A 614-nucleotide genomic window follows, 5' to 3' on the forward strand; every position below is an offset into this window, starting at 1 on the left:
TTGGCGTCTGGTGGAATGGGTGCCGCCTCCGGCTTTACGAAACCGGTGATCAGAATGTACAGGATGTAGAACGCACCCAGCATCAGGCCCGGGATAACCGCTCCCATGAACAGATCGCCCACGGACAGACCCAACTGGTCCGCCATGATCACCAGCATGATGCTTGGCGGGATCAGGATGCCCAGAGTACCGGCGGAGGCGATGGTGCCCAGTGCCAGCGGCATGGCGTACCCCTGCTTGGTCATAGAGGGCAGGGACATGACCGCCAGCAGTACAACCGACGCACCGATGATGCCGGTGGACGCCGCCAGGATAATACCGATCGCAGTAACCGTGATCGCCAGACCGCCGCGGACGCGACCAAACAGCTCCTGCATAGATTGCATCAGGCGCTCAGCAACGCCGGACTTATCCAGCATGATTCCCATGAATATGAACATCGGCAACGCTACCAATATCCAGTTATCCATGATCTTCCAAAGACGGTTAACGACCAGCCCCAGCGTGGTGTAATCCAGACCGGTCATGGTGTCCATGTACATATCAGCCAGGTAACCGATACCGGCAAAAATTACACCGATCCCCCCGAGTACCCAGGCTACCGGGATACCGGT

The 614-nt window shown here is 57.8% G+C and carries 1 protein-coding gene; it reads right to left on the reverse strand.

The annotated features are described in order from the left end of the window. Positions 1 to 614: TRAP transporter large permease subunit (locus tag QKW35_RS21245; protein WP_282356395.1), on the reverse strand; the 614-nt coding region annotated here is incomplete at both ends.

The sequence above is a fragment of the Pontibacterium granulatum genome, assembly GCF_029961155.1.
In the GTDB taxonomy this organism is placed as follows: domain Bacteria; phylum Pseudomonadota; class Gammaproteobacteria; order Pseudomonadales; family Balneatricaceae; genus Pontibacterium; species Pontibacterium granulatum.